General features: G+C 41.8%; 26 protein-coding genes and 1 pseudogene. 15 read left to right on the forward strand and 12 right to left on the reverse strand.

Features of this window, described 5'->3' with window-relative positions; genetic code table 11:
• Positions 1 to 142: 142 nt before the first annotated feature.
• Positions 143 to 1,024 (reverse strand): agmatinase, encoded by an 882-nt coding sequence (speB, locus tag MUG87_RS11925; protein ID WP_247082396.1) that lies wholly within the window; start codon positions 1,022 to 1,024, stop codon positions 143 to 145.
• Positions 1,025 to 1,078: 54 nt separating this feature from the next.
• Positions 1,079 to 1,906, reverse strand: coding sequence for a spermidine synthase (speE, locus tag MUG87_RS11930; protein ID WP_247087672.1), 828 nt, complete (start codon positions 1,904 to 1,906; stop codon positions 1,079 to 1,081).
• Between the two features lie 234 nt (positions 1,907 to 2,140).
• On the opposite strand from speE, the gene MUG87_RS11935 reads away from it, so the two are divergent.
• The 3 genes from MUG87_RS11935 to MUG87_RS11945 all read left to right on the forward strand — a co-directional run bounded on the left by MUG87_RS11935 (position 2,141) and on the right by MUG87_RS11945 (position 6,235).
• Positions 2,141 to 3,694, forward strand: coding sequence for a spore germination protein (locus tag MUG87_RS11935; RefSeq protein WP_247082414.1), 1,554 nt, complete (start codon positions 2,141 to 2,143; stop codon positions 3,692 to 3,694).
• Positions 3,695 to 3,938: 244 nt separating this feature from the next.
• Entirely contained in the window at positions 3,939 to 5,039 is a 1,101-nt protein-coding gene (locus MUG87_RS11940; protein ID WP_247082415.1) for a GerAB/ArcD/ProY family transporter, read from the forward strand.
• A complete protein-coding gene (locus MUG87_RS11945; RefSeq protein WP_247082416.1) occupies positions 5,036 to 6,235 on the forward strand; it encodes a Ger(x)C family spore germination protein in 1,200 nt (399 codons plus the stop codon). The genes MUG87_RS11940 and MUG87_RS11945 overlap by 4 nt, the downstream gene beginning before the upstream one ends.
• 284 nt (positions 6,236 to 6,519) lie before the next feature.
• Here MUG87_RS11945 and MUG87_RS11950 read toward each other — a convergent pair whose 3' ends face one another.
• Together MUG87_RS11950 and MUG87_RS11955 are read right to left on the reverse strand one after the other, a co-directional pair.
• A complete protein-coding gene (locus tag MUG87_RS11950; protein ID WP_247082417.1) occupies positions 6,520 to 7,341 on the reverse strand; it encodes an extracellular solute-binding protein in 822 nt (273 codons plus the stop codon).
• A complete protein-coding gene (locus MUG87_RS11955) occupies positions 7,314 to 7,721 on the reverse strand; it encodes a carbohydrate ABC transporter permease (RefSeq protein ID WP_247082418.1) in 408 nt (135 codons plus the stop codon). Before MUG87_RS11955 ends, MUG87_RS11950 begins: the two co-directional genes overlap by 28 nt.
• A 415-nt stretch (positions 7,722 to 8,136) precedes the next feature.
• Between MUG87_RS11955 and MUG87_RS11960 the strand changes: the two genes are divergently transcribed.
• Both MUG87_RS11960 and MUG87_RS11965 read left to right on the forward strand, forming a co-directional pair.
• On the forward strand, positions 8,137 to 8,868 hold the full coding sequence (locus MUG87_RS11960) for a glycerophosphodiester phosphodiesterase (RefSeq protein ID WP_247082419.1): 732 nt from the start codon (positions 8,137 to 8,139) through the stop codon (positions 8,866 to 8,868).
• Positions 8,869 to 9,097: 229 nt separating this feature from the next.
• A pseudogene (locus MUG87_RS11965) lies at positions 9,098 to 11,059 on the forward strand (transglycosylase domain-containing protein); the annotation flags it as partial.
• Between the two features lie 217 nt (positions 11,060 to 11,276).
• On the opposite strand, the gene MUG87_RS11970 reads toward MUG87_RS11965, so the two are convergent.
• Together MUG87_RS11970 and MUG87_RS11975 are read right to left on the reverse strand one after the other, a co-directional pair.
• Positions 11,277 to 11,786 (reverse strand): YwhD family protein, encoded by a 510-nt coding sequence (locus MUG87_RS11970; RefSeq protein ID WP_247082420.1) that lies wholly within the window; start codon positions 11,784 to 11,786, stop codon positions 11,277 to 11,279.
• Positions 11,787 to 11,801: 15 nt separating this feature from the next.
• Positions 11,802 to 12,470: a site-2 protease family protein gene (locus tag MUG87_RS11975; RefSeq protein ID WP_247082422.1), complete on the reverse strand. Its 669-nt coding sequence runs from the start codon at positions 12,468 to 12,470 to the stop codon at positions 11,802 to 11,804.
• Between MUG87_RS11975 and MUG87_RS11980 the strand changes: the two genes are divergently transcribed.
• Positions 12,393 to 12,773, forward strand: coding sequence for a 2-hydroxymuconate tautomerase (locus tag MUG87_RS11980; RefSeq protein WP_247082424.1), 381 nt, complete (start codon positions 12,393 to 12,395; stop codon positions 12,771 to 12,773). The genes MUG87_RS11975 and MUG87_RS11980 overlap by 78 nt on opposite strands.
• Before the next feature lie 24 nt (positions 12,774 to 12,797).
• Here MUG87_RS11980 and MUG87_RS11985 read toward each other — a convergent pair whose 3' ends face one another.
• Both MUG87_RS11985 and MUG87_RS11990 read right to left on the reverse strand, forming a co-directional pair.
• Positions 12,798 to 14,105: an HD domain-containing protein gene (locus MUG87_RS11985; protein ID WP_247082426.1), complete on the reverse strand. Its 1,308-nt coding sequence runs from the start codon at positions 14,103 to 14,105 to the stop codon at positions 12,798 to 12,800.
• 75 nt (positions 14,106 to 14,180) lie between these two features.
• On the reverse strand, positions 14,181 to 14,405 hold the full coding sequence (locus MUG87_RS11990) for a YuzB family protein (RefSeq protein WP_247082428.1): 225 nt from the start codon (positions 14,403 to 14,405) through the stop codon (positions 14,181 to 14,183).
• A gap of 555 nt (positions 14,406 to 14,960) precedes the next feature.
• Here MUG87_RS11990 and MUG87_RS11995 point away from each other — a divergent pair.
• From MUG87_RS11995 to MUG87_RS12015, 5 genes are all read left to right on the forward strand, one after another.
• The gene (locus MUG87_RS11995; RefSeq protein ID WP_247082430.1) at positions 14,961 to 15,629 is read left to right on the forward strand and encodes an RsfA family transcriptional regulator; all 669 of its coding nucleotides are present in this window, start codon (positions 14,961 to 14,963) and stop codon (positions 15,627 to 15,629) included.
• Between the two features lie 249 nt (positions 15,630 to 15,878).
• Positions 15,879 to 16,319, forward strand: a complete 441-nt coding sequence (locus tag MUG87_RS12000; RefSeq protein WP_247082433.1) for a MarR family winged helix-turn-helix transcriptional regulator — start codon at positions 15,879 to 15,881, stop codon at positions 16,317 to 16,319.
• Between the two features lie 16 nt (positions 16,320 to 16,335).
• Positions 16,336 to 16,974, forward strand: a complete 639-nt coding sequence (locus MUG87_RS12005; RefSeq protein ID WP_247082435.1) for a nitroreductase family protein — start codon at positions 16,336 to 16,338, stop codon at positions 16,972 to 16,974.
• A gap of 26 nt (positions 16,975 to 17,000) precedes the next feature.
• Positions 17,001 to 17,294, forward strand: a complete 294-nt coding sequence (locus tag MUG87_RS12010) for a putative quinol monooxygenase (RefSeq protein WP_247082437.1) — start codon at positions 17,001 to 17,003, stop codon at positions 17,292 to 17,294.
• Between the two features lie 109 nt (positions 17,295 to 17,403).
• The gene (locus MUG87_RS12015; RefSeq protein ID WP_247082439.1) at positions 17,404 to 18,237 is read left to right on the forward strand and encodes an octanoyl-[GcvH]:protein N-octanoyltransferase; all 834 of its coding nucleotides are present in this window, start codon (positions 17,404 to 17,406) and stop codon (positions 18,235 to 18,237) included.
• Between the two features lie 37 nt (positions 18,238 to 18,274).
• On the opposite strand, the gene pta is transcribed toward MUG87_RS12015, so the two are convergent.
• On the reverse strand, positions 18,275 to 19,246 hold the full coding sequence (gene pta / locus MUG87_RS12020) for a phosphate acetyltransferase (RefSeq protein ID WP_247082441.1): 972 nt from the start codon (positions 19,244 to 19,246) through the stop codon (positions 18,275 to 18,277).
• Positions 19,247 to 19,460: 214 nt separating this feature from the next.
• Here pta and hemQ point away from each other — a divergent pair, with 214 nt between their 5' ends.
• From hemQ to gerQ, 3 genes are all read left to right on the forward strand, one after another.
• A complete protein-coding gene (hemQ, locus tag MUG87_RS12025) occupies positions 19,461 to 20,204 on the forward strand; it encodes a hydrogen peroxide-dependent heme synthase (RefSeq protein WP_247082443.1) in 744 nt (247 codons plus the stop codon).
• 190 nt (positions 20,205 to 20,394) lie between these two features.
• A complete protein-coding gene (locus tag MUG87_RS12030; protein ID WP_247082445.1) occupies positions 20,395 to 20,823 on the forward strand; it encodes a cell wall hydrolase in 429 nt (142 codons plus the stop codon).
• A 15-nt stretch (positions 20,824 to 20,838) separates the two neighbouring features.
• Complete coding sequence (gene gerQ / locus MUG87_RS12035; protein ID WP_247082447.1) at positions 20,839 to 21,240, forward strand: spore coat protein GerQ; 402 nt, start codon at positions 20,839 to 20,841, stop codon at positions 21,238 to 21,240.
• Between the two features lie 176 nt (positions 21,241 to 21,416).
• Here the strand turns inward: gerQ and MUG87_RS12040 are convergent, their stop codons facing one another.
• From MUG87_RS12040 to MUG87_RS12050, 3 genes are read right to left on the reverse strand one after another with little or no spacing between them, the layout of a single operon-like run.
• A complete protein-coding gene (locus tag MUG87_RS12040) occupies positions 21,417 to 21,788 on the reverse strand; it encodes a DUF423 domain-containing protein (RefSeq protein ID WP_124564164.1) in 372 nt (123 codons plus the stop codon).
• A gap of 21 nt (positions 21,789 to 21,809) precedes the next feature.
• Complete coding sequence (locus MUG87_RS12045; RefSeq protein ID WP_124564165.1) at positions 21,810 to 22,067, reverse strand: YwdI family protein; 258 nt, start codon at positions 22,065 to 22,067, stop codon at positions 21,810 to 21,812.
• 5 nt (positions 22,068 to 22,072) lie between these two features.
• Entirely contained in the window at positions 22,073 to 23,056 is a 984-nt protein-coding gene (locus MUG87_RS12050) for a potassium channel family protein (RefSeq protein WP_247082449.1), read from the reverse strand.
• A 93-nt stretch (positions 23,057 to 23,149) separates the two neighbouring features.
• Between MUG87_RS12050 and MUG87_RS12055 the strand changes: the two genes are divergently transcribed.
• Entirely contained in the window at positions 23,150 to 24,415 is a 1,266-nt protein-coding gene (locus MUG87_RS12055; protein ID WP_124564167.1) for a purine/pyrimidine permease, read from the forward strand.
• Positions 24,416 to 24,493: the final 78 nt, after the last annotated feature.

Raw genomic sequence — 24,493 nt, forward strand, 5'->3', positions numbered from 1 at the left:
CATATACGTTCATCTTCAGCATAAGTACTTTATTTTAAAACACACTTTTTTCATCATACCAAAAAAAAGCCCTGTCGTCTTGTAAAAAAAGAAGTACCCCTCTCTTCTTATAAAAAAAGAGAGGGGTTATAACAAACAAGTATTATTTATTCTTTTGAACCAAACCAAGAATAATCTCGCGAATGATTTTGCTTGCGACTACCGGTGTTTGCTCGCTGTGGTCATACACAGGTGCAACCTCTACCAGGTCAGCCCCAACAACCTTCACATCAGAGTTTGCAATTTCAACTAAAGAAGCAAGAAGCTCTTTAGATGTAATACCGCCTGCTTCTAGCGTACCTGTACCAGGTGCATGCGCAGGGTCAAGTACATCGATGTCGATTGTTACGTATACCGGACGGCCCGCCAGCTTTGGCAATACTTCCTTCAGCGGCTGATGTACATCAAACTTAAATAAGTTCATACCCACTTCTTTTGCCCATTGGAATTCTTCCTTCATACCGGAACGGATACCAAAGGAGTATACGTTTTTCGGACCGATTAAATCACACGCTTTTTTAATTGGCGTGGAGTGAGATAATGGCTCGCCTTCGTAGTTATCGCGAAGATCTGTATGTGCATCCATATGGATAATCGCAAGGTCTGGATACTTTTTGTACATGGCTTTAATAACCGGCCAAGATACTAAATGCTCACCGCCAAGACCAATTGGGAATTTACCGTCAGCCAATAGGCCATCAATGTATTCCTCAATCATGTCAAGGCTGCGCTGTGCATTGCCGAATGGTAGCGGGATATCGCCTGCATCAAAGTATTTCACTTCTTCTAGCTCACGATCCATGTACGGGCTATATTCCTCAAGACCAATGGATACCTCGCGGATGCGGCCAGGACCGAAACGGGAGCCCGGACGGAAGCTTACTGTCCAGTCCATTGGCATACCATAGATGACTGCTTCGGACTCTTCATAATTAGGATGACTTTTAATAAATACATTACCGGAATACGCTTCATCAAAACGCATGGTACATTCCTCCTTATGTATGAAGAACGCCTTTTACAAGGCGTTCTTTCGTCATTATTTAATCAAATCGCCAACAAATTTAGGCAACACGAATGCTGCTTTGTGAAGCTCTTTCGTGTAGTACTTTGTTTCGATTTCATGGAAACGCTCTTCACTCACTTCAAGTGGATCGTGCTTTTTAGAGCCGATTGTAAACGTCCAAAGACCACTTGGGTATGTTGGGATGTTTGCAGTGTAAAGACGCGTGATTGGGAAGATCTCGCTTACATCTTTAAATACGCTTGTAATTAATTCAGGTGTGAACCAAGGGTTGTCCGTTTGCGCTACAAAGATACCGTCTTCTTTAAGCGCTTTGGAGATACCTGAGTAAAAGCCTTTTGTAAACAAGTTCACCGCAGGACCTACTGGCTCAGTGGAGTCAACCATGATTACATCGTATACGTTCTCGCTTTGTGCAATGTGCATAAAGCCGTCGTCAACTTTCACATCAACACGTGGATTCTCAAGCTCGCCAGCGATTTCAGGTAAGTACTTTTTAGAGTACTCAATTACCTTGCCATCGATCTCAACAAGCGTTGCTTTTTTCACGCTTGGGTGCTTCAATACTTCACGAATTACACCGCCGTCGCCGCCGCCTACTACAAGTACGTTTTCAGGGTTTGGATGCGTAAACAAAGGTACGTGCGCTACCATCTCGTGATATACGAACTCGTCCTTTTGAGAAGTCATAACCATGCCATCTAATAGAAGCATGTTGCCGAACTCCTCTGTCTCCACCATATCAAGCTTTTGAAAATCAGTTTGCTCTGTATGTAAAGTGCGGTTGATTTTAATTGTGATACCAAAGTTCTCAGTTTGCTTTTCAGTAAACCATAATCCCATTTGTTTAATCACGCCTTTCTCTTCGTAATGTGTACGAAACTTAATGTTCCCTATACAAAATAAAACAAATCATAAAAAATGTATAGTTAAAATGCGAAAAAAAGATAAAGTTTTTACAAAGTTCGACATTTTCCCTTATATACTTCTCACATTATATACAAATCCCCCTCACATATTCTCTACTGAAAAGGGGAAATTAAGGAAAATATATTTGTACAAAATGTGGAGATAAACATGTCTGAACAAAAAAAACAGCACTTTTCCCAAATGAAAAAACAACAAAGCAAAACGTTTGAGATACCGCTGCCTCTCAAAGAAGAGCTGTCCGAAACGCAATTGCTGACCGGTCATATAAGCCATGATGCCAGTCTGCTTCAAAAAGCAACCGGCAATAGCGCTGATATTATCTATAAAACCTTCCATATAAGTTCCCAATCTTTCTTGTTCATTTATACGGAAGGTCTTGCTAATCAACAAACTATTAGAAATCTCCTGGAATACTTGATGAGCGTTTCAGCAGAGGATTTGGAGCAATTATTAGTAGAAAGCCGCATTCCCATCGGCTCCACAAAAGAATTGCTGACCGCACAAGAGGCACTATCCTCCCTTTTGGTTGGTCATTCCGTTCTTATTATAGCAGGTATCCCTAAAGGAATTGCGATTGATACGAATGGAATAGAGCACAGAACGGTGAGTGAGCCCCAGAATCAAACCGTTATTAAAGGTCCACAGGAAGCATTCAATGAAACATTAGTGACAAACATTGCTCTTGTTCGAAAAAGAATTAGACATCCAAACTTATGGACGGAGCGAATGGAAATTGGTGATGTCACCAAGACGGCTATTTGTATAATGTATGTCAAAAATTTAGCCAATGAGGACATTGTCAACGAGGTTAGAAGACGATTGAAGCAAATCAAGACCGATTCGATTCTAGAAAGCGGTTATATTGAAGAGTTTATTGCGGATCAACAGAGAGGGATTTTTCCTACCATGTTCAATACAGAGCGCCCAGATGTGATTGCGGCTGATCTTCTTGAAGGAAAGGTCGCAATCTTTGTAGACGGTACGCCATACGTATTGTCGGCACCTGCTGTATTTATTCAATTCTTCCAAGCTGCCGAAGATTATTATAACCGGGGCGATTATGGCATGCTGCGTATGCTTAGGTTTGCTTGCTTTTTCATTACACTTTTGGCACCAGCACTTTATATTGCGCTAACCACATATCACCAAGAAATGCTTCCTACCACCCTGCTCATCAGCATTGCAGCGCAGCGAGATGCCATTCCATTTCCTGCTTTCATAGAAGCTTTATTAATGCAATTTACGTTTGAGATTTTACGTGAAGCTGGCATCCGTATGCCTCGCGCGATTGGTAACGCCGTTTCTATCGTAGGTGCGCTTGTTCTCGGAGAAGCTGCCGTACAGGCAGGTTTTGTGTCACCTGCTATGGTCATTGTGATTTCCATTACAGCCCTAACAACCTTTATTTCTCCGGACTTTGCTATGTCGTTTCCGCAGCGAATTCTGCGTATCATCCTGATGCTGCTCGGTGCATCATTTGGTTTGTTCGGCATAGTAGTAGGTTTATTTGCCGTCTTGCTGCATCTTTGTCATTTACAATCCTTCGGTGTCCCTTATATGTCACCGCTTGGCCCGTTTAATAGAAATGATCAGCAAGATACGTTTTTACGATTACCAAGATGGGCGATGCACAAGCGGCCTAAAATGTTTCATTCACAAAATGAAATTAGAACGGCTACAAAACAAGGAGATGAAACATGACCAAATTTATCATCGTAATTGTTTTTTTCATCATTGCATTCCTACTAGAAGGCTCTTCTTTACGAAAACAGAAAAGGTTTTCTGATTTATATATATTTAGCTTCCTTATGTTTCTCGCTTTCGGATTAAGTATCTTATATATATTAAAAATCCCTATACCTAACCCATTGGTGCTCATTAATTACATGTTCATGCCTGTTGCAAATTGGATTTATGGGTTACTTAACTAAGGAGGTGATTTGCATTGCACGCACGAATAAACCGCTATCAATTTTTCATCTTAGTATTCTTTTTCACTATAGGTAGCTCTATTTTACTTACCCCTTCTACATTGGTTTCTACCGCTCAGCAACAGGGCTGGATTGCCGGTATCATTACTTTAGGAGTAGGTGTTTTATTATCGTTGCTATATACCACGTTAGGTGCAAGGCAAGGTACAACCTCTTTAGTGACATATGCACGCAATTTATATGGAAATTGGCTTGGAGCTCTATTTGGTGTGTATTACCTTGTCTTCTTCATGATTTTGACCGCTCTTGTTTTGCGTGATATGGGCGACTTTATGACTACACAAATTTTGACAGAAACACCGATTATGCAAATTCACATTGTTCTCATGTCACTCATCGTGTACGCCACTAAACTTGGCTTAACTTCCTTAAGTAGATTTGGCGAACTCTTATTTCCCGTTTTTTTCATTTTATTTATATTACTATTTTTTCTGGTTGCACCGGAGATAGAATACCGAAATATGCTCCCTCTATTTCCACTCGCATACAAAGATATTACAAAGGGCGTCATTTCGTTTACTGGTTTCCCTTTTCTTGAACTCTCTGTCTTTTTGGTTTTGCAGCCGTTCGTGCAAACACAAGCGAGTCTCAAAAAACCTTTTATATTAGGTTCCTTATTTGGTGGTCTCATCTTAGTTTCAGTCACACTGCAAAGCATTCTGGTAATGAGCACAGAATTAACCAGCACCTTTCTCTATCCAAGCTACGAGCTGGCAAAGCATATTAAACTGGCTTATTTTTTGGAGCGAATTGAAGCTATTATGGCTGTTTTATGGTTTATCTCTTTATTTTTGAAAATTGCTATCACATTTTGGGCTAGTGTTACACTGCTCGGTGACATACTTAAGCTACAGTTATACAGCTACCTTATCATTCCACTGGCAGTTATTATACTGATTTATTCCATTACGATGAGCCCAAATGTGATGTTCATCTGGTTTAGTGCCAAGGTTTGGCCATTCTATGCATTTGTAACAGGATTTATACTTCCCGTTCTACTGTTACTGCGCAAGCCCTCGTCATCTAGTGATAAAACTGTGAGGGATACAGAATGAACCGTGTCGTACTATGTATAACTTGCCTCTTGTTTCTCTCATGCAGCTTAACGGGATGTAGCAGTAAAAAAGAACTAAATGACATGGGAATTGCACTTGCTTTGGCAATCGATAAGAAAGGTGATATTTATAATATCTCTATCCAAATTGTCAACCCAAGCGCCATTTCTGCACAAGGGGGCAGTAGTAATCGCTCCCCTGTCACAACTTACTCCACATCTGGAAAGACTATTTTTGAAGCGATTAGAAGATTAACAAAAGAAACGCCACGAAAAATTTATTTTGCCCACCTTCGTTTAATGGTCATTTCAGAAGCTTTAGCGCGCGAGCAGGGCATCAGCAATATTTTAGAATTTCTCATGCGTGATCCAGAATTGCGGAAGGATTTTTACGTGTTAATTTCCAGAGAACAATCAGCACGAACGATACTAAGCATTATGAGTCCTATTGAAAAGATTCCTGCCAATAAGATTTTTCGTTCTTTGGAGATGTCAGAAAGATACTGGGCACCTACGACAGCGATAAAGATGGATGAGTTAGTTCGCGATATTACAAGAGCTGGAAAAGAACCTGTTCTCACAGGTATAGAAGTAGAAGGCTCTACTAAACATGGAGCAAGCAATGAAAATGCAAATCGAGTGTTACCAAATGCCATATTACATTTGGATAGCGTAGCCATCTTTCGAAAAGATCGCTTAGTCGGCTGGTTAAATGAAAGTGAAAGCAAGGGCTATAATTATATTACGAATAAAGTCCATTCCACTGTGGGCGCTGTAGCGTGCAATAAAAAGGAATGGGTTAACATCGAGGTCATTCGTGCCAAATCACATATTAAGGTTCGTATGGAGAAAGGGAAGCCATCTATTCACATTTACTTTGATATCGAAGGAAACGTAGCGGAGGTTGGATGTAAAATAGACATAAGCAAGAGGGCAACCATTGCACGATTAGAGGATAAGTTTAATCATCGTGTAAAATATGTCTCACATGCAGCTATTACAAAAGCTCACCATTATGGAACAGATATTTTTGGGTTTGGCGATTTAATTTATCGCACACACCCTACTGAGTGGGAAAAACTCAAAAACAACTGGAATGCAAAAGGATTTCGAGAAATAAAGGTATATTTGCACCCTAAAACGCATATTCAGCATACAGGCATTACCATCCAAAGCCCCTTAAAAGATGCAAAATAAGCATCCGGGCTTTGTTCGTATGTCTCTGTTAAATTTTATTGTTGTTTCGTTTCCCTTTATATGTGTTGGCTCTAATCAACAAGTATCAATTAGCAGCATCAGAGGAACCGCACCTTACAATATAGCTAGTATAGTGGTTCACAATTAACCTAGGTATCCCGTTTAGTTTAGGGATACCTAGGTTGACATGAATTCTATTTCACATTGATTTTATTGTAATTTGCAATTGCATCATTAATCGTTTTTGAAGCATCCTTCATAGCTCCTTCAGGTGTGGACTGACCTTAAATCATTTTTTCTAGATTCAGCTCAATCGTTTGACGTGCTTCAGGGAACACACCAAGCAATGCTCCTGTAGCTGTTTTGGGTGAATCATGAAGTTGATTGATAGCTGTTTGGAATTGGGGAAACTTTTGTAGGTGTTCTTTTAACTCAGGTAAATCGTACGCTTTTTTTGTTACAGCGAAGTAGCCTGTATTTTTGCTCCAAAATGCTTGTTGCTCAGGAGATACCATAAACTTAATAAACTCAAAAGCAGCCTTTTGCTTCTCTTTATCCTTTTTATCCATGGCCCACAGTGATGCACCGCCAATAGAAACACCACCGTTTTTAGAACCGTCAACTGCCCGCAGGTAAGCTGTTCCAATTTCAAAACGGGCGCCCACACCGTTCATAATATCTTTTAGTGCAGCCGTAGAATCCATTGTCATCGCAATTTTGTCGGCAATAAAAGCACTCTTTGTCTCATCTGTTTTACGTCCTAAATTTACAACTGCTCCTGTATCATATAGCTTTTTCCAAGATTCAAAGACCTTCAAACCCGCTCCGTTTGTATCAAAATCAACCTTTGTTGCTTTATCTGCGCGGCCATTTTGGCTGTTTGCATAATTGGCCTGTTGTTTTACAAGGAGCTGTTCAAAAAACCATCCATATGTTGCCAATGCAAAGCCGTGACGCTCTGTTTTATCACCGTTTTTCTTTGTAAGCTTTTGAGAGTATTCCATGAGCTCATCAAAGTTTTTCGGGCCTTTTTCTGGATCTAAACCAGCTTCTTTAAAGGCTGTTTTGTTGTAATAAACTAACGGAGTAGAAGAGTTAAATGGCATGGAATTTCCTTGCCCAATATGTAATTGACAACTCCAATACTCGGGTGATACATCATCGTCCAAATCATCGCAGGCACACACATCAATACAACAAATGTTACTGTTACAAGCAAGCTGTTATGGAATTCCGGTGAAAGAAACAGCTCTTTATAGTTTTTCAATCCTACAAATCCCACCGCTTTTCCCGCAATATTTGTCAGCTGAAAACTAGTTACAATCGTCTTAAAAAAAGGATAGTAAACAAATAAGAAGAAAATTAAAAATGCAGGCAGCAAATAAATATAAGGTTCTAAGTGCTTAAACAGCCGCTTTATATTTACTGTTTGTTTATGTGATTTTGCTTTGACGGCTCGTTTATCCGTCACCGTACTTCCTTGCATCCGTAAACCCCCTTGCTTATTTTCTCAACAAACACGAGTATAGCAATTCATCATTAAAAATTTGTATGATTATCCTAAAGATTGATGAATTTTCCTTATTTTATGTAAATTTTTGTAAACTTCATTGTGTTTCTATATAAAGTTCTTCATAATTATGAAACTGACATTCTTTTTCGATAGGAGAGGTATACGGACGATGTGTGTGGCTTAACGCAACCTTAGGTTTTAAAGATTGGCTTTGCTAAAACCTAAGGTTGATCATTTGCACTTGTTGATTGGAGTAAAGGAGATGAGGCTACTGCGGGAAAAGCGAGTCAAAAGGAGACCCCGGAAAGCGTAACCCCCGTAACGGAAAGCAACAACGAACTTTAAAAGATCCCCAAAATTAACATACAGGTAGAAAGGAGCTTTTTATATGAACCTACCCCTTATTTTTGCGCATCGCGGCGTGAAAGGAACACATCCGGAAAATACCATGATTGCCTTCCGTGAAGCTGAACGCGTGGGCGCCCATGGTATTGAACTAGATGTTCACTTATCCAAAGATGGCGAGGTTGTAATCATTCATGACGAAACATTAGATCGAACAACGAATGGAAGCGGGCTTGTTTGTGAAAAAACGCTGGACGAATTACAGCAGCTCGACGCTGGAAGCTACTTCGGTTTTGGAGGAGAACATGTTCCTTCTTTAAAAGAAGTATTAACATGGATGCAAGGCAATACCCTGCTTTTAAATATTGAGCTGAAAAATGATATGATTCGCTATACAAATTTGGAGCAAAAGGTTATCCATCTGGTGCGGGAATACAATATGGAAAAGCGTGTTATTTTATCATCGTTTAATCATGAATCTGTCGCTGTGCTAGGAGATTTGGCACCTGATATTGAGCGCGCTATTTTGTACCATCACCCGCTGCAGAATCCGCTTCAGGAAGCCCGCAACTACCAGGCGCACGGGCTTCACCCAAATTTCAGATTACTAACTCCCGAATTTGTCTTAGAGGCAAGGCAACAAGGCTATCCACTACGGCCTTACACAATTAATCAGCCACAGGATTTACAGTCTATGATTGACCTTGGCGTGGATGTTATTATTACAGACTGGCCCGAGCGAGCATTTTCTTTACTAAACAAACGGAAGTCCTGACTCGGGCTTCCGTTTGTTTTTTCTAGTTAATAAAGTTCGTTTAAAAATACCCTAAACTCCCAATAATAGTAAGAAAAGTGGCAGATTCACGTGCTGTGACTCTATATTTTCTTCTAAAAAAGTACTTTGGGGGTCTCCTATGGAACTAATTGCAAATAAGGCCAAGTATATTCGTGCGTTTGTTATTATAAGCGTAACTGCTTCAATTATCATCGCCACAGGGATTTCCTTATTTATTATCGGTGCGAAAATTGCTGGCCCTCCGCCCGTTTCCGTCCCACAAACGACAGTATTTTATGCAAATGACGACTCTGTTATTGGACAAAGTCATACAGGACAGAATCGACATTGGGTTTCGCTTGATGATATTTCTCCTTTTCTAAGGGAAGCTTCACTAGCAATTGAAGATCAGCGCTTTTATGACCATTACGGGTTCGATATGAAGAGAATTGCAGGCGCAGCTATTGCCGATTTAAAAGCAATGGCGATGGTACAGGGTGCAAGTACCATTACGCAGCAGTATGCTCGTAACTTATATTTAAGTCATGATAAAACGTGGAAGCGCAAGCTGATGGAGGCGCTTTATACGATTCGTCTAGAAGTAAACTACGATAAAGCTGAAATATTAGAAGGCTATTTAAATACTATCTATTACGGGCACGGCGCTTACGGTATCGAGGCAGCCTCGCGCTTATATTTTAATAAGCATGCAAAAGACCTAACCTTAGCAGAAGCCAGCATGCTTGCCGGAATTCCAAAAGGCCCGAGCTACTACTCCCCTTATTTGAACGAAAATCGTGCGAAGCAAAGACAAAAGCTCATTCTAGCACAAATGCATGAGCAGGGCTTCATCACACAGCAGCAAGAAGATGCGGCAGGAGCTGAAAAACTAAAGCTGCAACCATTGAAGCCGCAGGAAGCATTAGAAATAGCCCCTTACTTTCAAGACGCCGTCCAGCAGGCTCTCGCCAACGATTTGCATATGGACGAGCAAACATTAGAACGCGGCGGGCTTCGAATTTATACCACACTAAACGTAAAGCTACAAGAAATTGCGGAACAAGCTGCCTCTATGATTCCAAGTTCTACAGAGCTTGAGACAGCGATTGTTGCCATGCACCCTAAAACAGGTGAAGTGCAGGCTCTTATCGGTGGACGCGACTATAAAAGAAGTCAATTCAACCGCGCCACACAAGCATATAGACAACCGGGTTCAACCATAAAGCCGCTTCTATATTATGCAGCCCTAGAACAAGGCTTTACACCGGCGACACGCTTAAAGAGCGAATATACAACCTTTTCCTTGTCGGATGGCGTATCAACCTATCAACCAACCAATTATAAGAACTATTATGCTGAGGATTTTGTCACGATGGCGCAGGCTCTGGCAGTCTCAGATAATGTATATGCCGTCAAAACGCACATGTTTTTAGGAATGGATAAGCTCGTAAAAACCGCCAAGGAATTTGGAATTACGAGTGAGATGAAAGAAATTCCGTCGTTAGCGCTAGGCAGTGAGCCTGTAAAACCGCTTGAAATCATTAATGCCTACGGTATGCTTGCCAATGGCGGTAAGCAAATTAAGCCAATCTTCATCCGACGCATTCTCGATAAAGATGGTACTGTTTTATACGATGCACATGTGAAAAATAAGCAAGTTTTAAATAAAGATAACGCCTTTGTTGTAACTGAAATGATGACAGGCATGTTTAATAAAAAGCTGAGCGGCTATGCGACTGTTACTGGTCAGGCAATTGCCGGCAAGCTATCGCGGTCATATGCGGGCAAATCCGGCTCAACAAAAACAGACAGCTGGATGATTGGCTTTACACCTCAGCTTGTTGCAGGGGTTTGGACTGGCTACGATCGAGAGAAAGAGCTAACAGATGCCGCTGAACAGCGCTACGCAAAGGAAATATGGGCTAAAATTATGGAGGAAGGTCTGGCAGAGGAGCCTGAAGAAACCTTTGAGAAAACATCGGGAACTGTTGCCCTTGATATTAACCCGCAAAATGGAAAAATCGCAACCAAAGGCTGCCCAATCAAAGTAAAGATGTATTTTGTAAAAGGAACAGAGCCGACAGATCACTGCATGGAGCATCTCGATGGTACAGAAGATTTTAACAGCATGAAGATTAAAGCGAAGGAAGATGCGAAAAACGGCTGGTGGAAACGCTATATGCCATGGTAATACAAAAGGTCTCCGCAAAACTGCGGAGACCTTTTGTTGTCCTAGTTTTTCCTGTAGATAGGTTCGTTTTTAGTTTACTGGAAATCTTACCTTTTCACAAGGTAAGAAAACAAGCTTTTTTAGATAGAGAGAAGAACGAAAACCTACGACGTAATCCCGGCGGATAAAACCAAATTATCAAATCAGTTGCTCTCGTATTTCTTCTCCGCACATCTACTTATGCAAGTGCTTGTTTCAGTTCTTCCTTTGATCTCTCCCACATGCCTGCATCGTGCTGCTGTAGAAATTCTCTCAGCACCTTTTTGGACTTTTCATCCATATAATCGACCATAATGTGTCGCTTTAAGGATTTATCCATTTTGTTCACATGTTCTGGCAATGATTTGTAACCGCGGCGGATTTCGCGGTCAACCGTCATTTCACAGGCTGTTACGCCCGCATAATAAGGACCCTCTGGTAAACGTTCAATTGTTACCCATACAAGCCAATATGGCTTTCCATTCGGCACTTCACCTTTCGTTGGCAAAAACTTAATGCCTTTTTCCACCACACTGCGCGCATGCATTGCCCCCATATCAACGAAGGCAGTGCCCTCTTCCACATCTACAAAGACAGGTGACATATTTTCAAGGCTAAGCGCTCCAACGCCAAAACCACCGTGGCCGCTTGTAGAATCATCCTTAATAATATTGAAGCCAATTGCTTTCTTCTTTGGTTGTTCTTCCATATATAAAACCTCCTATTATCCGAATATAGGTGCCAGTAATCTTTGTAATGTATCCAAGATATTTGGTACAACAACATTAAAGATTGGCTGAATTGTATATTGATCAAGTGGCGTTACAACCAAGATCAAGAAAATAATAATACCGTAGTTTTCAAACTGTGTCATTTTAGCGCGGATGTTTGTCGGCATGAGGTCCTCCACAATGCGATAGCCATCCAACGGAGGAAGTGGCAACAGGTTGAACACGAACAACACAATATTTAATACAATGAAGATGTTAAAAAAGCGCGATAAAGTTTCTGTCACAGATTCCGGTACCATATCTACCACGCCAAAGCTAATTAACGCATACCAAATTGCTAAACCAATTGTCCCGAGTATTAAGTTGCTGACAGGACCGGCAACAGAAACTAAAATACCAGCAAGGCGCGGTTTTTTAAAGAAATACGGATTCACCGGAACAGGCCTTGCCCAACCGAAGCCAAGCAGTAAAATAGCCAGCGTTCCGACAATATCTAAATGTGCAAGCGGTGATAACGTGAGACGCCCTTGCTTTTGAGCTGTCGGATCCCCAAACTTATATGCTACATATGCATGGGCAAACTCATGGACGGACAAAGCGGCCGCAAGCGCCAGCAAAACCAACGGGATATCTTGAAGCGGATATGCGAAAAAGTGTTCCATTCTTCATCTCCTCTATTCCAATATATTTATTTTTATCTATATCATACATTTTCTTGGGTGGAAGCGCTCCAAATTCGTTATAATAAGATTGTAATTTCATACAAAGGAGCGATACATATGCCATACGTAACGGTTAAAATGCTGGAAGGTCGCACTGAAGAACAAAAGAAAGCTCTGGCAGAGAAGGTCACTGCAGCAGTAAGTGAAACAACTGGTGCACCAGCTGATAAGATTGTTGTGTTTATTGAAGAAATGTCTAAAAACCACTACGCAGTAGGCGGCAAGCGTCTAAGCGACGAGTAGAAGCACAGGCGCGCTATGCGCGCCTTATGCTTTTCCTTCCAGCAAAGAAATAATCTTCTCCTTCACTTTTCCCTTTTTACCATCCTCATAAATTAAATCATGCGGGTAAAACAGTTTTTGATCTGTGCGTTTTTTGCCTGTTATCGCTTCGACAATATCAGACTCCCTTGATAGCTCGCGAAGCTCACCATTTGGCATAAGCAGTAAAATTGGAAGTCGTTCCTCTTCTTCACCTGCGCGGTAGAAATCATAGGGCAAATCCGACGTTGAGTCCACCACAAGATAGTATTCCGGATCAATCCCTGCTTTTTTGAATAAGCTACTTAATTCCACCCAGTTATTCAAGCCATGTTGCTTTTCGATGAAGTCGACGTATTTAAACAGATTACGGTTCATAAAGCGGCGACATAAATCGCGCAAAATACCGTCTTCCTCCTCCTGCCACACTTGAAAATAGTAATACATAATATTTTCATCTAATTTCAGGTAATCTTCAAGTGTCACTTCTTCCTTAAATAGCGAGTAAAAGTGAACAGGTTCATATTTAAAAGTATAGTACTGACTGTGTAAAGCCTTCGCACGATGCAAAATTTTCGTTAAAATCACTTCTGCACTTCTTGTGACAGGATGGAAATACACTTGCCAATACATTTGATAACGGCTCATAATGTAATGCTCTACCGCATGCATACCACTCGCCTTAATAACAACCTGATCACCTTGCGGTCGCATCACACGCAGGATACGCTCCATATCAAAATTACCATAGCTAACCCCTGTAAAGTATGCGTCACGAAGCAAATAATCCATTCGATCGGCATCAATTTGACTAGAAATCATACTGATAGCCAGTTTATTATCAGAGGTCTTCGCAATCACATCCGACACGCGCTGCGGAAAATCCGAACCGACGCGGCGCAACACGCGATTGACTTCGGTATCCCCTAAAATAATTCGCTGTGTAAACTTTTCATGATTTAAGTGAAATACCTTCTCAAACGAATGCGAAAACGGTCCGTGTCCCAAATCATGTAAAAGTGCGGCACATAAGCAAAGCAAGCGATCCTCCGCATTCCAATGTGGTTTGCCGTCAAATACATCGTCAATCATACGGCGCACAATCTCATACACACCTAAAGAATGATTAAAACGGCTTTGTTCAGCACCGTGAAATGTATAAAAGGTTGTACCGAGCTGTTTGATGCGGCGCAGTCTTTGAAATTCCGATGTTCCAATTAAATCCCAGATGACTTTATCACGAACTTGGACATACTTATGTACAGGGTCTTTGAACACCTTTTTTTCATCCAGTTTGCCGTTTGTATATACCAAGGAAGCTCCTCCTTTAGGCTGTGATATCTATATTATATACAAAAAGCACTTCTTTTGTATAAGAAGTGCTTAGCTTTATTTACCTAGCTTGTCTTCAATTTTCTTAATGAGCTCGTCCTCGTTTGGTGCTGCTACCGGACGATTATTAACAAACGCAAAGGATTTTTTACGTCCTGGTCCGCAATATGACTGACAGCCAATTTTAATATCAGCATCTGCATCTACCTTTTTAAGGCGCGGTAGCAATGTTTTCAAGTTCGTTGCTTGACAATCATCGCATACACGAAATTCATTTCCCATATTGTACATCCCTTCTCTATCACAAACTTTTACTACATAGTATTTACCATTTATAGCGGTACAAGTAGAAAACCAACATTCTTTTTAGATAAGGGCTGTGTTAAAGCCTAATGTTGATCATTTGCACTTGTTGATGGGAGTGAAGGTGAGACTCCTGCGGGAAAAGCTAGTCAAAGGGAGACCCCGCAGGCGCATAGCGCTGAGGAGGCTCCCTGACCACCCGCGGAAAGCGAACCCCCGTAACGGAAATCAACAATAAACTTTAACAGAGCCTAGATAAAAAAGAAAATGGATGGCGTTTTCGTTTCTTAATCATCCATATGTCGGAAGAACCACATGTACTTTATATCTTATCTGGTTTGTATCAACAAAATTGCAGGTGTTTATTTTCGCATCTTGGAGATAATACAAAAGGTATTGTACCTTTCTTTTAGATGTCATGCAAGTAGCGCAGAGTAATCTACCATTTTTATGAAAGGTTTGTATAAATCATATGGATTTTGTCCATTCTAAAAATAGTAAATTATAAATTCGATGAACTAGGGAGATGAATCTATGAAAGTAAGACAAGATGCTTGGACTGAAGAAGACGATTTATTGCTTGCGGAGACTGTTTTGCGCCATGTTCGTGAGGGTAGTACACAGCTAAACGCATTTGAAGAAGTAGGAGATAAACTGAATCGTACCTCTGCTGCGTGCGGATTTCGCTGGAATGCTGTTGTTCGCTACACATACGATCAGGCCTTACAAATGGCTAAAAAGCACCGAAAAGAGAGAATGAGAGCGGCAGGCGGCGAACAAGCGAAAAAACGACTGCTATATAAGCCTCCCGTATCGGCCTTTACCGCACCAATTGATGAAGATATGGAAAGCTTTGAGGAAACTGTATCTGCAATGCCGCGCTATTCTGGTGGACAGCTTACAATGGCGGATGTGATTCAGTTTTTGCAAACAGTCGGTGGTAGCGGAGCCAAAGCCGAGGCATTGCAGAGAGAGAATGAGAGACTTAAACGTGAAGCAGCCGAACTTGCTCGCCAAAATCAAGAGCTTGCACATAAAATCAATCAAATGGAACAGCAATCTACAACGATTCAAGAAGACTACGAAACCATCTTAAAGATTATGAATCGTGCGCGTCAGATTGCATTGATTGAAGACGAAGAACGATCTACGACAAGCTTCCGAATGGATCGTAACGGCAATCTCGAGAAGATTGCTGAGTAAGAATTTATCCCAAAAAGAAGAACAAACATTGTGTATTTCTAGTTCAAAATAACAATTATTTCTAGATATACAGAAAACGTTTTACAAACCGCGCATTATGCGCGGTTTTTTATTTATCTATTTTGCTGAAATGTTAGAATTTAATAATTTAAACTATACTACTTGCTTTTATATATTTATAGGTGTATATTAATTGACGTATCAAACATTGACATGTCAATTATTTAACCAAAGGTTTGGAGGTAACGCGTGCCGCATTCAAAAGAAATAGATATTTTAAACGAGCTAAAAGCATTAAAGGTTCAGCTGGAAACCACGTTTGAAAAATGCACAGGCGTCAGTCAATCGCGCTTAGAGATCTTAAATCAGTTGTTTCAATCAGAAGAACTCAGTCAATCTCAGCTGCAAAAAACACTGCAGATTGACAATGCAGCGATCACTCGTCACCTTAAACAACTCGAAGCGAGCGGAAGAATTACACGCCGAAAAAGCGATGCGGATAATCGCATTACTCTTGTAAAGTTAACACCTCAAGCAAGACAGGAAATGGCTTCGTTATGGGACGAGAAGGTTGATTTTGTAACTAATATGCTGGAAGGTTTTTCTCCTGAAGAGATTGATATAACCCTTCAGCTGTTACAGCGCATTGGAACTAACATTGCCAAAATAAAAGCAGAACGCAGTTTATAAAAAGGGGAGAACAACCATGACAAACACAACTTTGCTTAATGATTTTAATACAATTGTAAAAGGTCGACGTTCCGTTCGTAAATACGATACAAACGTAAAAATTTCAAAAGAAGAAATGACACAAATTATTGAAACTGCAACGCTAGCGCCTTCTTCTGTTAACATGCAGCCTTGGCGTTTTGTTGTAATCGAGAGTCCGGAAGCAAAAGCAACACTTGCCCCTTTAGCACGCTTTAATCAATTACAAGTAGAAACGTCTTCTGCAATGATTGCGCTATTCGGCGATCTAAATAACTTCGACTACGCAGAAGAAATCTACGGCCGCGCTGTTGAGCTTGGTTACATGCCGGCTGAGGTAAAAGAGCGTCAGCTAGAAGCGATTGGCGGCTTATATGCTAATGTAACACCAGAGCAAATGAAGGATATCGTACTAATCGATGGTGGCTTAGTAGCTATGCAATTTATGCTAGCTGCACGTGCACACGGTTATGATACTTGCCCAATTGGTGGCTTTGAAAAAGATCAAATTGCAGAAGCTTTTGGTATGGAAAAAGACCGTTACGTTCCGGTTATGCTTATCTCCATCGGTAAAGCAGAAGAAGCAGGTTATCAATCTGTACGCCTTCCTGTTGACCGCGTAGCAGAGTGGAAATAATAAAACTTATGAAGGAAGTGGCTACCATGATTATTATTCATGCAACCTTAACTATTGATGCAACAAAAGAAGCTCTATTTTTACAAGAAATCACTCCGTTATTAGAAGCATCTCGTGCTGAAGAAGGAAACATTTCCTACACATTAACGAAAAATGCACAAAAAGAAAATGAGTTTATCATGGTAGAAGCATGGAAGGATCTACGTGCTGTTTCTGCACATAACACAAGCGCTCACTTTACTACTTTCTCCGAGAGTGCCAAGGACTTTGTCATTGCACCAATTGAACTAAAAATGTATGAAGCAAGTACATTAAAGTAATATAAAAACAGCTTGCAGGGATAACCTGCAAGCTGTTTTTATATATGCAATGAATGCTATAATATACATATCAGTCATGTTAATTTGTAGAACGTAAGGAGTTTGTCTTATGAGTCATATAGATATTTTAAAACAACCCGAGTGGCGCATTATCGACCAGTCGAGTATGGGACCGCAATTTCATGCGCTTCAGTCCTTCGCGATGGACGACACGCTGTGTACGGTGGTCGGCAGCGGAGATTCACCCGCTACGATGCGCTCTTGGGTGCATCACGATACAATTGTACTGGGCATTCAAGATACGCGACTGCCTCACCTACAAGAAGGCATCTCCCTGCTTAAGGAACGCGGCTATCACGTGATTGTACGCAACTCCGGCGGATTAGCGGTTGTATTGGATGAGGGCGTGCTGAATGTTTCATTAATTCTGCGCGAGTCTGAGAAAGGTATTGATATTAATTTAGGCTACGATGCCATGTATAGCTTGATTCAGCATATGCTTCGCGATTTTCCGGCTATGATTGAGGCTAAAGAAATAGTGGGCTCTTACTGCCCTGGCAGCTATGACTTAAGTATTAACAATCAAAAGTTCGCAGGTATCTCCCAGCGCCGCATCCGCGGCGGCATTGCCGTACAAATCTACCTATGCGCGGATGGCAGCGGCTCAGAGCGTGCACAGACCATTCGCGACTTTTATGATATTGCCTTGCAAAATGAAGAAACTAAATTTACATTCCCAACCATTGTACCAGAAACGATGGCATCCCTATCCGAACTGCTTGGGCAGCACATTACGGTGCAGGATTTAATGCTTCGTCTGTTTCAGTCCCTGCAAAGCATGGGAAGTGGCTTGCGCGCACAGGCGCTCTCTCCACAGGAGGCAGAATTATATGAGCATCATTTGCTGCGCGTGATGGAACGGAATAATAAGGTGCTTGTATAGAAAAAGAGACTGCGACGCAGCCTCTTTTTTATTACACTTATAAAGCCTGCGCCGCTGTAATTAAAGCAAGCTTATATACATCTTCCTCGTTGCAACCGCGAGACAAATCATTAACAGGCATATTCAAGCCTTGTAGGATTGGTCCGATTGCTTCAAAGTTACCTAAGCGCTGTGCAATTTTGTAGCCAATGTTACCAGCTTCAAGGCTTGGGAATACGAATACATTCGCGTCACCTTTAATAACAGAGCCTGGCGCTTTCTTTTCTGCTACAGACGGTACGAAAGCCGCGTCGAATTGGAATTCGCCATCTAAAGTTAACTCAGGCGCCATTTCTTTTGCGATGCGCGTTGCTTCTACTACCTTGTCTGTTTCTGGAGACTTCGCAGAGCCCTTCGTCGAGAAGCTCAGCATCGCTACGCGTGGCTCAACGCCAAACAAGTCTGCAGTTTTTGCACTTTCAATTGCAATTTCAGCCAAGTCCTGTGCATTAGGTGAGATGTTAATTGCGCAATCTGCAAACACATACTTTTCATCTTCACGTACCATGATGAAAACACCGGAAGTTTTTGTTACACCTGGCTTTGTTTTAATAATCTGCAGAGCAGGACGTACTGTATCAGCTGTAGAATGCGCCGCACCGCTCACAAGGCCTTGCGCTTTGCCCATGTAAACAAGCATTGTGCCAAAATAGTTTTCGTCCTGTAAAATTTTACGTGCATCTTCCTCAGATGCTTTTCCTTTACGGCGCTCCACAAAAGAAGCAACCATTTCATCCATTGCTTCGTATGTAGACGGATCATAAATGGTAACGCCGCTTAATGTTAGATTCATGCTTTGTGCCTTCGCTTCGATATCGCCTTTAGCGCCGATTAAAATCGGTGTCACAAGCTCATCCTTTGCTAATCTTTCAGCTGCACCTAAAATGCGCTCATCCGTTCCTTCCGGGAAGACGATCGTCGTGCCTTTTCCGTGTAGCTTATCTTTTAACACTGCAAATAAATCACTCATTCGTAAAGCCTCCTCAAAAATGTACTCCATCCATTAGGATAAAGCTTTTTGTATATAATTTAAACTTTATCGGCTTAAAAAATGAGGAAACACAAAATGATTATATATTAAAAATTTTCAGGAATAATTGTGTCAGCTTTATGTACGATTTTAGTTTTGCTCCGCTTTTGTGCTATAGTAAGGATATGACAATCTACATAATGAGGTGACCCTAATGAGTGAAGCAGCACAAACACTAGATGGTTGGTACAGTTTACATGATTTCCGTACAATGGACTGGGTTTCGTGGAAGCAACTTCCGAGCGATGAGCGTGAAACGGCGATCGCGGAATTTTTAAATATCGTAAGCAAGTGGAATGATACGGAAGCAGCTGGCGCAGGTAGTCATGCGATTTATTCTATCGTGGGGCAAAAGGCAGACATCATGTTCATGATCTTGCGTCCAACGATGGAAGAATTAAATGAAATTGAAACTGAATTCAATAAAACAAAGCTTGCAGAATATATGGTTCCTGCATACTCCTATGTATCTGTAGTCGAGCTAAGCAACTATCTTCCTGCAGGCGAGAACCCGTATGAAAATCCACAAATTATGGCGCGCTTAAAGCCAATTCTTCCAAAAATGAATCATGTTTGTTTCTATCCAATGGATAAACGTCGCAACGGTGAAGACAACTGGTACATGCTTTCAATGGAAGATCGCAAAGCAATGATGTACAGCCACGGTAAAATTGGCAGACAATATGCTGGAAAAGTACGTCAAATTATCACAGGATCTGTTGGGTTTGATGACTATGAGTGGGGCGTAACTTTATTTGCTGATGATGTGCTTCAATTTAAAAAGCTTGTATACGAAATGCGCTTTGATGAAGTAAGTGCACGCTTTGGCGAATTCGGCTCTTTCTTTGTCGGCAATATTCTTTCAGTAGAGAAGATCGGGAAGTTTCTAGAAGTATAATCCACAAGGTGTCCAAATGGGCACCTTTTTTATTTGTCCACTTCTTAGTCATAAGTTGACTTGCCATCTCATAGGTATGAACTATGTGAGTTCATTTTTTAGCTTGCTTTTCAACGCATGGATTCACTCTGGTTTTTTCTCATAAACACCTGAGAACGATTTGCGCACGTATGAAAAACGGGGTGAAGGTATGGGGGTTATCGCTTACAACGAAGAACACGTTAAGCTTTTAGCACGTTTGATACGGGCAGAAGCAGAAGGTGAAGGGCAGCTTGGCATGCTGATGGTCGGCAATGTCGGCGTGAACCGTGTTTTGGGAGATTGCTTGGACTTTAAAAAGATTCGTAACTTGCAGCAAATGGTCTTTCAAAATCCTGGTGGTTTTGAGGCTACACAAAAAGGTTACTTTTATCAGCGAGCGCGAGATAGCGATATTGAATTGGCACGCCGAGTTGTCAGAGGCGATCGCTTCTGGCCAGCGTCCTTCGGTTTATGGTTCTTCAGACCAACTGGTGCATGTCCGCCGACTTGGTACAATCAAAAAAATTCTGGGCGCTACAAGAAGCACTGCTTCTTCCAACCATCAGGAAGCGATTGTCCAAAAGTATTCTCTATTTAATAAGGGGGTTTACGTATGAATCAAGGTCCATATTACGGAAACGGAGGCGGTTTTTATCAAGCAGCAGGTTCTCAGCTGCCACCAGCCCAGCCGAGTCCTCAGCAAGTACAGGCCGCACAGGCACAATACGCAATGTCACAAGGTATGTTGCCACTTGAGCAATCTTACATCGAAAACATCCTACGTTTAAACAAAGGCAAACAAGCAACTGTTTATATGACATATGAGCGAGGCAGCTCCCTTGGTACGCAGGCCTATAAAGGCATCATTGAAGCAGCAGGCCGCGATCACCTCATTATCAGTGAGCCAGAAAGCGGCAAGCGTTACTTACTATTAATGATTTACCTAGACTACGTTGAGTTTCCTGAAGAGATTATCTATTTCCCACAAGGAGCTGCCACATACGCCCCAAGATAAGCACGGGATTCCCGTGCTTTTTCTTATTTAGAACGCTGACGCTTTAAACTAACTCCTTCCTAGTATTCCGTTCCGCTCTTCTATCGGCTGAACTGCTCTTCTATCGGCCAATTCCACTCTTCTATCGGCCGAATACAGCCCACATAAAAAAGATTGGCGAGCACTCGCCAATCTTTTTACATCCCTTTCATAACCGCAATTGCTACTAACACCCATCCAGCTAGGAACGCCAAGCCTCCAATTGGTGTGATTGCCCCTAATACCTTTATACCTGTCAATGCCATAACATACAGACTGCCAGAGAAAATAAGGATACCTGCAACCATCAGCCAGCCGGCCGCCGTCAGCATGGATGTTTGGCCAAGCTTACCGATTAGAAAAGCGATGACAAACAACCCGCCAACATGAAACATTTGATATGTAACACCTGTCTTCCAGTTTTGCAGCATACGCTCCGTTACTTTTCCCTCTAGTCCGTGTGCGCCGAACGCACCAAGCGCTACTGCTAAAAATGCAAATACACTACCTAATACGAAAAAAAGCTTCATCTCCTACACCCCTTTTACTCATTAGAAATCCAAAAGAGAACCGCCGTTTGCATCGTTTTCCTGCAGGTACTTCGGCGTCATTGTCTGCGTTACTACAGGGTTGGACTCCGTTAACGGAGCAGAACGCACCTCCTGCATATTCTCTTCTAATACTAAATCGCATAACGCGCGAACAGCCGTTAAATGCTCTCTTACTTTTTGTGGGTTATGCTTGTGTTGCTCAGTTAACGTCATTTCTTTCATCAACTTGTTTACAATTGCATCAATTGCAATTTGCATCCTATTCACCTCTTATTTTGACATGCTGCTTCTAAACTCTTTAGCCTTTTCGACGGTCCAAACACTATTATCATATCATGTTCTTGCAAAATTTCATCATCGGCAGGGTTATGAATAACAGATTCGCCTCGTAATATTGCCAATACAGTCACATCAAACCGACCGCGCATAGCATTTGCTCGCAGTGTATTCCTCGCTAAAGGAGAGTTTACGCCAATCCGTACTTCCTCAATGCCAAACATTTCTCCCGTCGTTAAAATAGTATCGACATAGTTCACGCTCAATGGCTTCATGATATCCATTGCCATGCGCCTTCCTGCAATACTCGAAGGATTGATTACTTTATTCGCACCTGCCCGACGTAATTTTTCCTCTGATTCTATTCTTTCCGCACGAGCGACGATTTGTACATCATGATTGAGACCGCGCGCCGTTAACGTAATGAAGACATTTTCCGCATCGTTAGGAAGGGCTGCAACTAAGCCAGCCGCTTTCGTAATGCCGGCCTTGTGAAGAACCTCATCTTCGGTCGCATCTCCCTCAATATAAACCAATTCGGATCCGAACTCCATTTTTTTATCAATGACGATAAAAGGAATACCTTTGCTTTGTAACTCCTCTGTAATTTGCGCTCCAACCCTGCCATATCCACAAATAATGACATGCTTCTCTAATGCTGTTATTTTCTTTTCCATCCTTCTCCTCCCAAACATATGAAAAATTTCCCCTTCAATAATTAACGCAGTAGCCGCACCAATCGCGTACGTGACAATTCCAATCCCAAGTGGAATAATGGTGAGGGCAAAGGCTTTACCTGCCGTTGTTTGCGGAATCGCATCACCATATCCTACTGTTAAAACGGTAATCATTGTCATCCAAAGTGAATCAAAAAAATTGAGAGGCTCCAGAACCATAAAGCCAATTGTTCCAACTACGATTACTGCAGCCATACAAATTGCTGCGATAACCAACTGTTTGTAAGCGTACATAAACATTCTCCCTTTTTCTTTCCTGTAAATCCCTATATACTAGAATAGGTACAATTTGGAACTCTCCTTTACTACAGAAAGAGGTTGATACAAATGAAATTGATACTGGTCGCTCTGCAATGGGCTTTCTTTATTTTAGCAGGTAGCCTTGTTGTCCCCATCAGCATCGCCGCTGGATACGATTTGGAAGGAGCGGAGGCGCTCGCTTTCGTCCAGCGTACGCTATTTGTACTTGGAATCGCCGGGATCTTGCAGGCATGGCTCGGGCATCGCTTGCCCATTCAAGAGGGACCGGCAGGGTTATGGTGGGGCGTGATGTCCCTGTATGCCGGACTTGGCATCGTTTTATTCGGCTCACAAACAGAAACGCTGCGCGTCATGCAGTATGCGTTTATGCTAAGCGGTATACTTTGCATATTACTAAGTGTATTTGGCTTAATTGATAAGCTGGTACGATTTTTTACACCTACAGTTATCGGTACCTATTTATTTTTGCTTGTGGCGCAGCTAAGCGGTTCCTTCTTAAAGGGCATGGCAGGCCTTGGGCAAAATCATGACACGGTACAAGGTGGAATCCTTGCGCTTTCTCTATGTATTATTCTTGCTTCGTTACTCTTTAAAAAAATACCTGTAATTGGTCAATATTCTGTCTTGTTCAGTATGCTGCTTGGATGGGGCTTATTTGCATGGTTCGGCTTCGCTGAGCCTCTCCCGTCCATAACACAAATAATATCGTTGCCCCGTATATTTGTGTTTGGACTTCCTCGCATGGAGACTAATATGATTGTGACGGTGGTGTTTGTTACATTACTACTGCTTACAAATATGCTAGCGAGCATTCGCGTTGTCCAACAAGTACTTGCAGGACAAGATGTTTCTTTTGCAGAAAATCGCTTTAAGCAAGCTGGTATTTTCTCAGGAGTTGGTCAGCTCCTTGGCGGTTTGTTCTCAGCTATAGGGCCTGTAGCAATCTCGGGATCCGCAGGCTTTATTTCTTCCTCCAAAATCAATACGCGCCTGCCCTTCATTCTCGGCTCGGCGTTAATTGTAATCATGAGCGTATTCCCAGGGGTAACCGCTTTGTTCGCTGGCATTCCACCAGCAGTCGGCTACGCCGCTCTATTTCCTGTATTCTCAGGAATGCTAGGGCTCGCCTTTAAAGAGTTTGAGAGTGTAACAGACAAAGAAAGAATGTTTCGGATTGTAGGTTTTTCTTTATTTACAGGCATCGGCGTTATGTTTATCCCGCCTCAAGCCTACACTTCTCTGCCGCCTTTTCTCGCTTCCTTTTTAAGCAACGGCTTAGTTCTAGGTGCTGTTATGGCAATTGTGTTAGATGCTTGGCAACCGCGCAAATGAGTTGGAAAACTTCTCTCATTGCGCTCTTTTTTGTTTGTTGATAGGATAAAGCTATGAAATCCATCTCAGAAAGGATTT

This window comes from Ectobacillus sp. JY-23, assembly GCF_023022965.1.
Lineage (GTDB): Bacteria > Bacillota > Bacilli > Bacillales > Bacillaceae_G > Ectobacillus.